Annotated in this window: 12 protein-coding genes; 4 read left to right on the top strand and 8 right to left on the bottom strand. The window is 65.5% G+C overall.

What is annotated here, in order from left to right; all coding sequences use genetic code 11:
* Positions 1 to 25: 25 nt before the first annotated feature.
* From ftsL to dinB, 5 genes are all read right to left on the bottom strand, one after another.
* Positions 26 to 709: a cell division protein FtsL gene (gene ftsL / locus AC1DFE_RS15815; RefSeq protein WP_476906824.1), complete on the bottom strand. Its 684-nt coding sequence runs from the start codon at positions 707 to 709 to the stop codon at positions 26 to 28.
* Complete coding sequence (gene rsmH, locus AC1DFE_RS15810) at positions 706 to 1,704, bottom strand: 16S rRNA (cytosine(1402)-N(4))-methyltransferase RsmH (protein WP_476906823.1); 999 nt, start codon at positions 1,702 to 1,704, stop codon at positions 706 to 708. The genes ftsL and rsmH overlap by 4 nt, the downstream gene beginning before the upstream one ends.
* Before the next feature lie 156 nt (positions 1,705 to 1,860).
* Entirely contained in the window at positions 1,861 to 2,289 is a 429-nt protein-coding gene (gene mraZ / locus AC1DFE_RS15805) for a division/cell wall cluster transcriptional repressor MraZ (protein WP_076798037.1), read from the bottom strand.
* 386 nt (positions 2,290 to 2,675) lie between these two features.
* Complete coding sequence (locus AC1DFE_RS15800; protein WP_476906822.1) at positions 2,676 to 3,047, bottom strand: DUF3040 domain-containing protein; 372 nt, start codon at positions 3,045 to 3,047, stop codon at positions 2,676 to 2,678.
* 316 nt (positions 3,048 to 3,363) lie between these two features.
* Positions 3,364 to 4,590 (bottom strand): DNA polymerase IV, encoded by a 1,227-nt coding sequence (gene dinB / locus AC1DFE_RS15795; RefSeq protein WP_476906821.1) that lies wholly within the window; start codon positions 4,588 to 4,590, stop codon positions 3,364 to 3,366.
* A 75-nt stretch (positions 4,591 to 4,665) separates the two neighbouring features.
* Here dinB and AC1DFE_RS15790 point away from each other — a divergent pair, with 75 nt between their 5' ends.
* Both AC1DFE_RS15790 and AC1DFE_RS15785 read left to right on the top strand, forming a co-directional pair.
* Positions 4,666 to 5,217 (top strand): hypothetical protein, encoded by a 552-nt coding sequence (locus AC1DFE_RS15790; protein ID WP_476906820.1) that lies wholly within the window; start codon positions 4,666 to 4,668, stop codon positions 5,215 to 5,217.
* A complete protein-coding gene (locus tag AC1DFE_RS15785) occupies positions 5,214 to 6,308 on the top strand; it encodes a polyprenyl synthetase family protein (protein ID WP_476906819.1) in 1,095 nt (364 codons plus the stop codon). The genes AC1DFE_RS15790 and AC1DFE_RS15785 overlap by 4 nt, the downstream gene beginning before the upstream one ends.
* A 93-nt stretch (positions 6,309 to 6,401) precedes the next feature.
* Here AC1DFE_RS15785 and AC1DFE_RS15780 read toward each other — a convergent pair whose 3' ends face one another.
* Positions 6,402 to 6,755 carry an Rv2175c family DNA-binding protein gene (locus AC1DFE_RS15780; RefSeq protein ID WP_476906818.1) on the bottom strand — a complete coding sequence of 118 codons (354 nt, stop codon included), beginning with the start codon at positions 6,753 to 6,755 and terminating at the stop codon, positions 6,402 to 6,404.
* A gap of 250 nt (positions 6,756 to 7,005) precedes the next feature.
* Here AC1DFE_RS15780 and AC1DFE_RS15775 point away from each other — a divergent pair, with 250 nt between their 5' ends.
* Together AC1DFE_RS15775 and AC1DFE_RS15770 are read left to right on the top strand one after the other, a co-directional pair.
* Positions 7,006 to 8,310 (top strand): LysM peptidoglycan-binding domain-containing protein, encoded by a 1,305-nt coding sequence (locus AC1DFE_RS15775; RefSeq protein ID WP_476906817.1) that lies wholly within the window; start codon positions 7,006 to 7,008, stop codon positions 8,308 to 8,310.
* A gap of 113 nt (positions 8,311 to 8,423) precedes the next feature.
* Positions 8,424 to 10,577 carry a Stk1 family PASTA domain-containing Ser/Thr kinase gene (locus AC1DFE_RS15770; RefSeq protein WP_476906816.1) on the top strand — a complete coding sequence of 718 codons (2,154 nt, stop codon included), beginning with the start codon at positions 8,424 to 8,426 and terminating at the stop codon, positions 10,575 to 10,577.
* Positions 10,578 to 10,659: 82 nt separating this feature from the next.
* Here AC1DFE_RS15770 and AC1DFE_RS15765 read toward each other — a convergent pair whose 3' ends face one another.
* Complete coding sequence (locus AC1DFE_RS15765; protein WP_476906815.1) at positions 10,660 to 12,051, bottom strand: class II 3-deoxy-7-phosphoheptulonate synthase; 1,392 nt, start codon at positions 12,049 to 12,051, stop codon at positions 10,660 to 10,662.
* A gap of 109 nt (positions 12,052 to 12,160) precedes the next feature.
* Positions 12,161 to 12,886 carry a lysophospholipid acyltransferase family protein gene (locus AC1DFE_RS15760; protein WP_476906814.1) on the bottom strand — a complete coding sequence of 242 codons (726 nt, stop codon included), beginning with the start codon at positions 12,884 to 12,886 and terminating at the stop codon, positions 12,161 to 12,163.
* Positions 12,887 to 12,961 lie beyond the last annotated feature (75 nt).

The following is a 12,961-nucleotide window of genomic DNA, read 5'->3' as shown; positions in this document are numbered from 1 at the left end:
GGACTACTGGCCGCCTCTGTCTGCCTTACTGTCCCGGCGTCCTCTGTGCCGGCGCCGGGACGGTGCCCCCGTCGAGCGCCGCCGGCTTGGCGGCCGCTGCGGCCGGCTTCGCCGCCGCCTCCTGGGCCGCCGCATCCTTCTGGGCAGCGGCCGCTTCGTCCGCAGCGGGGGCCCTGCCTGCCAGCGGCTCCCCCGAACTGGCGGGCGGGACCACGTTGAGCTGGCCCGGGACGGCAGGAGCCGCGATAACCGCTCCTGCCGAGTCTCCCTTGACCGCCGGCTTGGCTTCACCGCTCACAGTCAGCGTGGAAAGATCAATCTGCCCACTGCCGGTGGAAGCAACCATTCCCAATTCTGCGGCCTTGGCAGCCAGATTCTGGGGAGCCTCGAAGTTTTGCACCTGCTGTGTCAGATCCTGGTTCTGCTTGGTGAGCGCGGTCTGTTCGGCCCGGAGCTTGACCAGCTGGTACTGAGCCGTGGACACAGAGATGTTCAGCACGAGCACAGCGATCAGCGCCACCGCCAGCATGCCGAAGCAGAGAACCACAAAGGGCGCGCGGCGCTTCCTCGGTGCGGACCGGACCAGCGACAACGGGGTGCGCGCCTTGCGGCCCGAGCCCGGAAGCCCGGCCTCCAGCCCCTCGACATCTATATCCTGGATGCTCGGGCCGGACGGAAGGGCGAGGTTCCTGGCAGCTGCGGTGCTCATGTTGCTCTCCTGGCTCTAATGCGTTCCACTGCGCGCAGCCGGGCTGATGCTGCACGCGAATTCTCTGCGATCTCGACGGCGGTGGGCACCTCGGTGCCTTTGGTCAGGGTTTTGAGTTCGGCCTTGTGTTCTTCAAGCTCCACCGGAAACCCGAGCGGAGCTGATGATTTCGAGCGGGCTTGGAAGACGCCCTTGACGATCTTGTCTTCCAGGGAGTGGTAGGACATTACGACGATCCGGCCGCCGACCGCGATGGCCTCCACCGCCGCCGGTACAGCACGTTCCAGGACTTCCAGTTCCTCGTTGACTTCGATGCGAAGCGCCTGGAAAGTCCGCTTGGCCGGGTGACCGCCGGACTTGGCAGCGGCGGCCGGAACCACCGACCGGATCTGCTCTACAAGTTCACCGGTGGTGGTGAACGGCTTCGCTGCCCGGGCGGCGACGATCCTGTTAGCGATGCGTCCCGCGAACTTTTCCTCACCCCACTTGCGGATGATCCTGACCAGTTCCTCTTCGCTGTAATTGTTAACGACGTCAGCCGCCGTCTGGCCGCGACTGGTGTCCATCCGCATGTCCAGGGGTGCATCAAAGGAATAGGCGAAGCCGCGTTCGCGCTCGTCGAGCTGCAGGGACGAGACCCCGAGGTCCATCAGGATGCCGTGGACCTCGGAAATTCCGAGGTCCTCAAGCACCTCGGCGATTTCGTCGTAAACGGCATGGACCAGGTCTGTGCGTGCTGCGAAGGGCTTGAGCCGCTCGCCGGCAAGCGCCAGGGCTTCCTCGTCCCGGTCGATGCCCACGAGGTGCAGGTCGGGAAAGCGCTGGAGCATGGCTTCGGAGTGCCCGCCCATGCCAAGCGTGGCGTCGATGGCCACCGGGGTCTCACCGCGCACGCGTGCCGCCTCGAAACCGGGCGCCAAAAGATTGATGCACCGGTCCTTCAGGACTGGCACATGGCGTTCGGATGTAGGCTTCGGCTGATCGGGTTCTGTCACGCCGTCGTCCTTCCTGGAGCGCCTTGGGTGGTTTCTTGGGCCAGATCCCCATCCGCGCCTATCCCCTGGCTGCCTGGCTCCGGGGAAGTGAGCCAGGTAGTCGACGAGGATGGGCGGCTGGAGATCTCGACCAAGAAACGGATTCGGATTGCCGGCCTAGAGGATGCCGGCGATGGGGTTGTCGGTTTCAGAAAAGGAGGTTTCCTTCTCCGCCAGGTACGCATTCCAGGCTTGGGCATCCCAGATCTCAGCGCGGGTGCCGGCCCCAATGACTGCCAGCTCCCTGCCAAGCCCTGCGTACTCCCGGAGCGCGGGAGGTATGGTCACGCGCCCCTGCTTGTCAGGCACCTCGTCCGAGGCTCCAGAGAGAAAAACCCGGATGTAGTCACGAGCCTGCTTGTTGGAGATCGGCGCCTCCCGGATCTGCTCGTGTACCCTCGCGAATTCCTGCTCGCTGAAGACGTAGATGCAGCGCTCCTGGCCTCGCGTGAGAACAAGTCCGCCGGCAAGCTCCTCACGGAACTTGGCGGGAAGAATGATCCTGCCCTTTTCGTCAAGACGCGGCGAGTGTGTCCCTAGGAACACGTCCCACCGCCCGTCTGCCGTCAGAAGCCGAACAACCCCCGCGCTGCCACTACCCTCTTACTCGCTCCACTTTACTCCACTTCTCCCCACAGTCAACGCGGGGCGGGTGTTTCTCTGCCGGTTGGACAAACATTTTTCCGCGGAATGGCGCGCTTTCTACGTGGGGGTGGAAAGTGGAGGGAAATGCCGGGGCCTGTTGTCACCCCCGGCGCTCGCGCGGCGGGCTTACAGGCGCCAATTGCCGGTTAAAAGCAGAATGACCCGCCGCAGCGGGTCATTCTGGACTACTGGCGCCCAAACCCGGGGATAGCCCTGGTGGTGCGATGTGGAGGGTGGTGCGATGTGCAGGTGGTGGGAAGTGGAGGTGGTGGGAAGTGGAGTGGCGCTCAGGACTCCCCGCGGCGCCTTTCGTCCCATCGTTCCTCGAGGCTGTTCATGAAGGAACTCTTGTTCTTCGACTTGCGTCCATGTCCGCCGGCCTTTGCTTTGCCGGCCGCGACGCTGCGCATTGTGGCAAAGTAAACTCCTGCGCCCATGACGATGAACCCGAGGACCCCTACAAATATGTTCTGGAGGGAAACCCCCACAAGGAGGAGCAGCACCCCGGCCAGCGTGGCCAGTACGCCAATCACGATGTGCCGGGTGGACCAGCTGCGGCCGGGATCCGAGCCCATGGAATTGGCGAACTTGGGATCGTCCTCATGCAGTTGCCTCTCGAGTTGCTCGAGCAGCTTCTGTTCGTGCTCCGAGAGCGGCATCACGACCTCCTTAAGTAGGCCAACGTCCGGACAGGTCAGAACCGGTTGTTCCTGCCTCGTCAACGACCGGCATGCCCTCCAGGTTCCCGGCCCGTCCACCTTGGCAGATCCAGGAATTCAAGCATACTGACGCGGCGGGTCAGGCGATCCACACATGTCCAGACGTTCGAAATCTTTGTATCTATAAGGATAGTTTGTTAGGCGCTGTTCTGAAAGACGCTGTTAACTGCCGGCAACACTGCCCGGACCCTGAACTGCCACCGTTCCAGGGCCATGAACGCCGTTTCCGTGGCCCCCGGATGTCGCCGGAATCACGTCAGGAGTTGCCGTGTCCCGGATCCAGCAGCCGGGCGGGGAGCACGGACTTGCTGCCAAACTTCTCCGCCACCCTGTCCAGGGCCTGTTCAGCGGCCCGCCAGTTGTCATCGCGCCTGTCCAGGCTCAACTGAAGGGATGTCTGGGCGGCCGCTTCCAGCTGCTCCGCACGGACACCCACGAGCCGGACTGTCAGTGGGCGGCTGCCCAGGGACTCCAGCAACTGGACGGCCACGGCATAGATGAGCTGCGCACTGTCCAGGGGCGTGTGGACCGTGCGGCTCCTGGTCACGGTCGAGAAATCCGCGTAACGCAGCTTGAGCGCCACAGTCCTGGCCACCAGCCCGGAAGCGCGGAGCCGCTCGGCGGTGCGGTGGGACAACCTCAGCAGCTCCCGGTGGAGCAGGGCCTCGTCCGCCGTATCCGAGGCGAATGTTTCCTCTGCACCGATGCTTTTCTCAACCCGCACCGGGGAAACCGCCCGGCTATCGATACCCCAGGAGAGCCGGTGGACGTGCTCGCCGGTGGCGCCCAGCACCTTCTTGAGCGAGGACACCGGAGTCGCGGCAACGTCCGCCACTGTCCGGATTCCCATGCGGGCCAGCACTTCTGCCGTCTTGCCCCCCACACCCCACAGGGCGTTGACCGGAAGGCTGTGAAGATACGGCACGGTCTCCTCCGGCCGGATGAGCAGCAGGCCGTCGGGCTTGCATCGCGTGGAGGCGATCTTGGCCACAAACTTGCTGGCGGCGATTCCCACGGAGGCCGTGATACCCAGTTCACTGGCGACCCTTCGCCGAATCAGTTCGCCAATTTCAATCGGCGCACCGAGCCTGCGGATCGCCCCACCCACGTCAAGGAATGCCTCGTCGACGCTGAGCGGCTCAACGAGTTCCGTGATCGACCCAAAGATGGACATCAGCTGACCGGACACCTCGTAGTACAGCTTGTGCCTGGGTTCGATGATGACGGCCTGCGGGCAGAGCCGGTGGGCCACAGCCATGGGCATCGCCGATTTCACGCCGAACTTGCGCGCTTCGTAGGAGGCGGACAACACTACCGAGCGCTCCGCCGGGAAGCCCACGATGACCGGCCGGCCGCGCAGTTCGGGGCGGCCCCGCAGTTCCACCGAGACGAAAAACGCGTCCATATCCACATGCATGATGCTGGCCCGCCGAAGGTCCCGAAGCTGCGCTTCCGCCTGCTCTCTGTCCTGGTCCGGCCCCACACCTGCAATCCTATGCCCTGCACCTGACTAAACTGGAGGCTGAATCCGGCATCAACACCCAGGAGGACCGCACCTGTGAAGGTCATTGGAATGCTCATGCCTGCCCGCCTTGGGCTGCTCGCCGCTGGAGTGGCCGTAGTGGCGGCGGCGTCGGCGTGCACGGCACAGGCGCCCGGTTCCGCAACGCCGGCGGCATCGGACTCCGCCGCCGCGGCGGCAACGAACCCCGCAATCACCACGGCAAGCGCCACGGCGACGGCCAGCCCGTCCGCTTCACCCGGCACGTCGGCCACCGTGGGGGCGCTCGTCGCCGGCTTCCCGTCGAGGCTTCTTCCCGTGATGCCCGGAGCCAAGGTCGTGGCCAGCAGCTTCGATAAGTCGACCTCCCCGGCCACCGCCGCCCTGGTGGGGTCCATCTCCGCCACGCCGGCCGCCGTCGTCGCCTACTACACCAAAGCATTGGAGGGACAGGGCTTCACGGCTGTTCCCGGCAATACGGTGGGCAGCGTCGCGTCCAAGGACTTTGTGCGGGCGGGCAACGAGACAGTTAATATCGCGGTCCCTCAAACCGGCGGGGTATCTACCTTCACCATCGGCGCCAACGTGACTTCAGAGTCCGTCAAGTGATGGTGGCCGAGCAGCTTCGTGTGGAGCAGGCGGACTTTGTAGCCGCCGTAGCTGGAAAGCTGACAGACTTTCTGACAACCCGGCAGTCCATCATGACGGCGATATCGCCGGACATTGATCCCATCATGGGGTCCATCTCCAACCTGGTCACCGGCGGAAAGCGGCTGCGGGCCCTCATGTGCTACTGGGGCTGGCGCGGTGCCGGCGGCCCGGCGACAGCCGAGGACGTCATCACAGCAGGTGCGGCCCTCGAGCTGTTCCAGGCCGCGGCCCTGATCCACGACGACATCATCGACCGGTCGGACACCCGCCGGGGCGGACCAAGCGTGCACCGCAGGTTCAGCCAGCTCCACGAGTCCCAGGGCTGGGCCCTCGACAGCGAACGCTTCGGCCATGCCGCGGCCATCCTGGCGGGCGACCTTTGCCTGTCCTTCAGTGAGGAAGCCTTCACCGACATCGGCCAAACGGCAGCGTCAGGGAGCAGGGCAAGGCTGATCTTCAACCTGATGCGTTCGGAAGTGATGGCCGGCCAGTACCTGGACATCCTCGAGGAGGTGGCCGGGCCGGTCCGGGACCGCGCCGGGGCCGTCAGCCGCGCCCAGTCCATCATCCGCTTCAAGTCAGCCAAATACTCGACGGAACATCCGCTCGCCCTGGGCGGGGCGCTCGGCGGAGCCTCTGACGAGCTGCTCCGGGGCTACTCCGCCTTCGCACTCCCCCTGGGCGAAGCCTTCCAGCTCCGTGACGACGTACTCGGTGTCTTCGGGGACCCGGTAACCACCGGCAAGCCCGCAGGAGACGACCTCCGGGAGGGCAAGCGGACCGTACTCGTGGCCTTCGCCTTGGATCTGGCCACGCCCGAGGAGTCCGCTTTCATCGATTCGAAGCTGGGCAGCCCCGAGTTGGGCGAGGACGACGTGGCCGAGATCCGCCGGATCATTGCGGACTGCGGGGCCCTGCAGGCCACGGAGGTGCTGATTGAGGAATTCGGCGCTGCGGCGTTTGCGGCCCTCGAGCTTCTGCCGCTGGAAGACCTCCCGAAGACTGCGCTGCGGCGGCTGGCCGAAGCGACGGTGAGCCGGGCCGCCTGATCGGCTGGCCCGGCCCGTCTACAAGGCTGGATTTGTTACCCGGCTGGGTCTTAATGACCAGCTCTGGGTCTTAATAACCAGGGCTGGGTCTTATTACCAGGCGAGGGACTGCGCCCGGCGCCGGATTTCGGTTTTCCGCCCTTCACGGAGGGCGTCGATGGGCCGCCCGCGCAATGACTCGTCCGGGGTGAAAAGCCAGCCGATGAGCTCTTCATCCGAGAAGCCCGCGTCTGCCAGCACCACAATCGTGCCCTTGAGGCTCTCCACTACGTGGCCGTCCTGCAGGAAGGCCGCCGGCACCGAGCGGATCCGGCGTTCCCCGATCCGCAGGGCGGCCAGCGCGCGCTCGTCGAGGAGCCCGTGGACTTTGGTAATGGACACATCCAGCAACTGGGCAACGTCGGGCAGGGGCAACCAGTCGCCTACAAGGGTTTCTACAGTACTCACCGGTCAAGATTGCCACGGCGGGAGCCCGCAAGCCTAGTCGAACCAACGCAGGCGCACGCCTGTGCCTTTTTCGCGCGCGACACTCCCAGTCTGGCCGACCTTCCGGCCGAAAGCTGATTCTTGTGCTAACCCGAAAATCATGAGAGATTCGCATAGATAACATTCGCAACATAATTAACACCAGTAACATTAGCATCACGAGCAACTGGCATGACCGACAGCATTCGCCGCTGAGAAGAGGATCTTTCCCATGACGACGACCCGCTCCACTAAGCAGCCACCCCGGCCGGGCCTGCCCCTGATCGCGGCCACGACGGCCACGCTCCCTGCCGTCATGCTTTCCTCCCTCGCAGTTGCCCAGCCCGCAGCGGCCGAGCCCCGCCCCCAGATGGTCCCCGCCACGCTCGCCGCCGCCATTGAGGCCCAGGCAGCAGCAGTCAAGGCCGGCATCATCCCCGCAGCCGCCGTGCCGGCAGCCCTACCGGCAGGTCTTCAACCGGCCCGCGTCACTCCGACGGCACACACAGTGGTCCGTGGGGACACTGTCAGCGGCATCGCCGGCCGGTACGGCCTGAGCACCACTGCCGTGCTGAAGCTCAACAACCTCAAGTCGAACTCCGTGATCTACCCGGGGCAACGGATTAAGCTGAAGACTGCGGCGGCTGCGGCGGCTCCGGCAGCCACGCCCGCCAGAACCTACACGGTCAAGTCCGGCGAGACGCTCGGCGGCATCGCCGCCCGGCACGGCGTCAGGCTCTCCCAGGTGCTCAGCTGGAACGGGCTCAAGGTGACGTCGATCATCTACCCGGGCCAGAAGATCCGGCTCGGTGCAGGCTCAAGTGTGGCAGCAGCCCCCGCCAAAGCCGCAGCACCGGCTGCCACCCGCTCTGCCTACTACGTGATCAAATCCGGCGACACGCTGTCCGGCATCGCGGCCAAGCACGGCGTCAGGCTCGCGGACATCCTGTCGGCGAACCGATTGAAGGTCACCAGCGTCATCTACCCCGGCCAGAAGCTTGCCATTCCCGGAAAGGCCGGCGCCGTCCAGCCGGCATCCAGCGTCACGCCGCTCGTGCCCAGCTCATTCCTCGGCTACACCTACCCGGCCGCGGTAGTCAGCTCTGCCAACAAGAACAAGGCCCTGCTGAACGCCTCGCCCGTTCCGTCGCTGGCGCAGATGCAGTCCATCGTGGCCGACACGGCACGGCGGATGGGTGTGGACCCGGCGCTGGCGCAGGCCTTCGCGTACCAGGAATCAGGATTCAACCAGCGGGCGGTGTCGCCGGCCAACGCCATCGGCACCATGCAGGTGATTCCCTCCTCCGGCGAATGGGCCTCCGACCTGGTGGGCCGGAAACTGAACCTCCTTGACCCGTACGACAACGCCACCGCCGGCATCGCCATCATCCGCCAGCTCATCCGGACCAGCAAGAGCGTTGACTACGCGATCGCCGGCTACTACCAGGGCCAGTACTCGGTCAACAAGCACGGCATGTTCGCGGACACCAAGCAGTACGTCGCCGCAATCAAGGCACACCGGAAAACCTTCAGCTGACCGCGTCAGATGACCGCCGGGCCGGGATACCAGGCCAGCCGGGAGCATAACGATACGGGTCCGGATTGCATGTTGATTCGGACCCGTTTCCGTGCAGCACTTAGTATCGAAGGGTGCAGGAAAACGCTTTAGGCAGTCTCGTTGGAACGCTGGTGGACAACCGCTACCAGGTAAAGTCCAGGTTGGCGCGGGGCGGGATGTCCACCGTTTATGTGGCGACGGACCAGCGGCTCGACCGTGATGTTGCCCTGAAAGTCCTTCATCCCCATCTGGTCAACGACGCCAACTTTCTCGACCGCCTGGCCCGCGAAGCCCGGGCAGCCGCAAAGCTGTCGCACCCCCATGTGGTGGGCGTCCTCGACCAGGGGCACGACGGCGACACCGCCTACCTCGTGATGGAGTACATCAGGGGGCACACTCTCCGCGACGTCATCAACAGCAAGGGCGCGTTGTCCCCCCGGCTCGCCCTGGCGCTGATAGATCCGGTGGTGGAAGGCCTTGGGGCTGCCCATTCCGCCGGCATGATCCACCGCGACGTCAAGCCGGAGAACGTCCTGATTGCCGACGACGGCCGGATCAAGGTCGGCGACTTCGGCCTCGCACGTGCGGTGACGACGACAACCAGCACGGGTGCCCTGATCGGGACGGTGGCCTACCTCTCGCCGGAACTGGTCCTCGGCAAACCGGCCGACGCGCGAAGCGATATCTACTCCACCGGCATCATGCTGTTCGAGATGCTGACGGGACGCCAGCCGTTCGACGGAGAGGTCCCCATCCAGGTGGCGTACCAGCACGTGAATGCCAGTGTGGGTCCTCCCTCCGCCCTGGTCCCGGGCCTCGCGGACGAAGTGGATGAACTCGTGCAGTGGTGTACCGCCAGCGACCCCGAGCAACGGCCGGTGGACGGAAATGCCCTGCTGGCGGAACTCCGGCATATCCGGACCAACCTCACGGACGCCGAACTTGACCTGCAGCCGCCGGCAGCCGTGCAGGCGGCAGCGGGAGCTGCCGCCCCCGGTCCCGCCGCGCGCGGCGCCGGTGCACCCCCGGCTCCAGCCCGGATGCCGTCCCGGATGCCGGAAAGCCCGCCTGCCCAGGGAATAGAGGGCGCCCAGGGAAACCACACCGAAGTGCTGGCCCCCGTGCACGGCGATGAAGCGTCCCCGGGGCGCCCGACGGAAGTCATCTCGCGCACCAGCAACCCGACCACCGTCTTCTCCACTCCACCGCCGGTGCTCCCGCCCTATCGCGACGACGACGGCGGCGAGCCAGCCCCGCTCCCCCTGGGCAAGCGGGAACAGCGCAAGCTGGACCGCCACGAACAAAAGGAACGGTCGCGCGCCGCGGCCACTCCAGTCCGCACGCTCCGGGAGGGGAACTCCCGGCGCAGGGGCGCCCTATGGATCGTGGTCCTGGTAATCCTCGCACTCCTTGCAACTGGGGCAGGGTGGTTCTTCGGCATGGGACCAGGGTCCCCCGGGACCGTACCGGCCGTTACCAACAGGACGGTGGCAGAGGCCCAGCAGCTGCTCCGGGACGCAGGTTTTCAATCCAGCACGAAGGACGTCTTCGATGACGACGTCAAGGCCGGACTCGTGGTGGGATCCGAGCCGGACGCCGGAACGGAAATCCGTAAATTCCAGCCGGTCTCGCTGTTCGTGTCCAAGGGTCCGCAGTTGTTCGCCCTGCCGCAGTTCACGGGCAAGACGCTGGATGCGTCCAAGGAAGCACTCAACGGCGCCGAAATGGCGCTCGGCAAGGTCACGGAGAAATTCGACGAGGAGGTGCCCGCCGGAACGGTGCTGGGGCAGGCTCCGGCGGCTGGAACGCCCGCGCGGCATGGCACACCGGTGAGCCTTACCGTCTCGAAGGGGCCACAGCCCATTCCGGTGCCGGACGTGCGCGGACTGGACCAGGACGCGGCTTTCCGTGCCGTGGAAGCTGCCGGCCTCAAGGCCGTGACGGCAGACGAAACGGTGCACGACAGGAACGTGCCCAAGGGCGCCGTGGTCAGCCAGGACCCTGGTTCGGGAACCCTGACGAGAGGCCAGACAGTGACCCTGACGATTTCCGAGGGGCCCAAGCTCGTGAAGGTGCCCAACTACATCGGCAAGCAGGTCCGGGAGGCCCGCGAAGCCTTGGAGAAGCGCGGTTTCGAGGTGCACGTCAATGAAATCCTGGGCGGCTTCTTCGGCACCGTCCGGGACCAGGACCCCGTGGACACAGAGGTGCCAGAAGGTTCCGTCATTACCCTCACCGTGGTGTAGCCGGAACGAACGCAAGGACCGGCGCCTTGGATTCCCCGGCGCCGGTCCTTCTTTATGCTGTTGGGGCAGGCCCCGGCGCCGCTCAGCGGCGGGTGAGCGCGCCTGCCACGAGGAAGGCCATTTCCAGTGACTGCATGTGGTTCAGCCGGGGGTCGCAGACCGACTCGTAGCGGTCAAGGAACGCTTCCTGGTCGATGGGGTCGGCGCCGCCGAGGCATTCGGCAACGTCATCACCGGTCATCTCGACGTGCAGGCCGCCCGGGACCGTCCCCAGTGCATGGTGGACTTCGAAGAACCCGCGCACCTCGTCAATGACGTCGTCGAAATTCCGGGTCTTGTAGCCGTTGGGCGAGGTGACGGTGTTGCCGTGCATGGGGTCGGTGACCCACAGGACCTGGGCACCGGAGGCCGTGACCTTCTCCACGAGCGACGGGAGCTTCTCGCGGATGTTGCCGGCGCCCATGCGGGTGATGAAGGTGAGCCTGCCGGGTTCGCGCTCGGGGTCGAGCTTGTCGATGAGGCGCAGGGCGTCGTCACCGGAGGTGGACGGGCCCAGCTTGACGCCGATCGGGTTCCGCACGCGGGACAGGAAGTCAACGTGGGCGTGGTCCAGTTCGCGGGTACGCTCGCCGATCCACAGGAAGTGGCCGGAGGTGTCGTAGGGAAGGCCGGTGCGGGAGTCGATGCGGGTCAGCGCACGCTCGTAGTCGAGCAGCAGCGCCTCGTGGCTGGCAAAGAACTCAACCCGCTTAAGTGCTTCAAAGTCGGCCCCGCAGGATGCCATGAACTTGATGGCGCGGTCGATGTCGCGTGCGAGGGACTCGTAGCGGGCGTGTGCGGGGTTCTCGGTGAAGCCCTTGTTCCAGGTGTGCACCAGGCGGAGGTCCGCGAAGCCGCCCTGGGTGAACGCCCGGATGAGGTTCAGCGTGGAAGCGGAGGTGTGGTACGCGCGGAGCATGCGGCTGGCGTCGTGGCCGCGCGACTCCGGGGTGAACTCGTACCCGTTGACGATGTCGCCGCGGTAGGCCGGCAGCGTCACGCCGTCACGGGTTTCGTCGTTGGAGGAGCGCGGCTTGGCAAACTGGCCGGCCATGCGCCCCATCTTGATGACGGGCATCGCAGCACCGTAGGTGAGGACCACTGCCATCTGCAGGATCGTCTTTACACGCGCGCTGATCTTGTCCGCCGTCGCACCCTCAAACGTCTCGGCGCAGTCACCGCCCTGCAGCAGGAAGGCCTTGCCCTGGGCTGCCGCGGCGAGGCGCTCGCGCAGAATGTCGACTTCGCCGGCGAAAACGAGCGGCGGGAGCACCGAAAGCTCCTTGACGGACGCGTTGAAGACCCCGGAATCCTGCCAGCTCGGCTGCTGGGACACCGGAAGGTCCCGCCAGTTGTCGAGTCCCGGATAGTTGGCCGCACCGCTCTGTGAGGTGCTGGTCAGGGAAGGGGCAGGTTTTGCGGATAGCTCAGTCACACTACTAAGAGTAAATGGCCGGACCGGCTTCGGGACACCCGGGCTGTCATTCGCCCGGGTCCCGCGTCACAGATAAACAGCGTCGGGGACACGTGCGTTGACCGGGTATCTACGCCGACCGGGAAGTACCGGCTTCCCCCGGCTCCGGCCCGGCTTTGCCCGCCAGCCTGAGCTTGACCACGGAGGCGTATTCGTCCACGTACTCCTGCCCGGAAAGCCGCATGAGCTCGTACATGATCTCGTCCGTGACGGACCGCTGGATCAGCCGGTCATCCGCCAGGGCCTCATATCTGCTGAAGTCCAGCGGCTTCCCAAAGACCATGCCGATGCGCCGGATATTCGGCAGCCGCTTGCCGATGGGCTGGACCTTGTCCGTTCCGATCATCGCCACCGGGATCACCGGAACGCCCGCCTGGAGCGCCAGCCGCGCCACACCCACCTTCCCCCGGTAGAGCCGCGAGTCGGGGCTGCGCGTGCCTTCGGGGTAGATTCCCAGCAGTCCGCCGTGGGTCAGCACGTCCATGCCAGCCTCGAGCGAGGCCGCCGAGGCCGCGCCGCCGGATCGGTCCATGGGAAGCTGGTTGGTCAGCCGGAAGAACATGGCGGTCAGCCGGCCCTTGAGCCCGGTGCCCGTAAAGTACTCAGATTTGGCCAGGAAAATGACGGGCCGCGGCACCATCAGCGGCATGAAGATCGAGTCTGAAAACGAGAGGTGGTTGGAGGCAATAATGGCCGCACCCTCGGCCGGGATGTTGTCCAGCCCCTTGACCCAGGGACGGAAGAGGGTACGGACCACCGGACCCAGGAAGATCCGCTTCACGACCCAATAGAACACGTGTCTTACCTCTCCGGAAGGCTACCGCCCGGGCGTTTCAGGAGGCCCGGCGGCACTGCAATGCAACCCTACTCT

This window comes from Arthrobacter sp. 05T423, assembly GCF_056396245.1.
The sequence above is the reverse complement of the archived record's forward strand: the minus strand, read 5'-3'. Positions and strand labels throughout refer to the sequence as shown.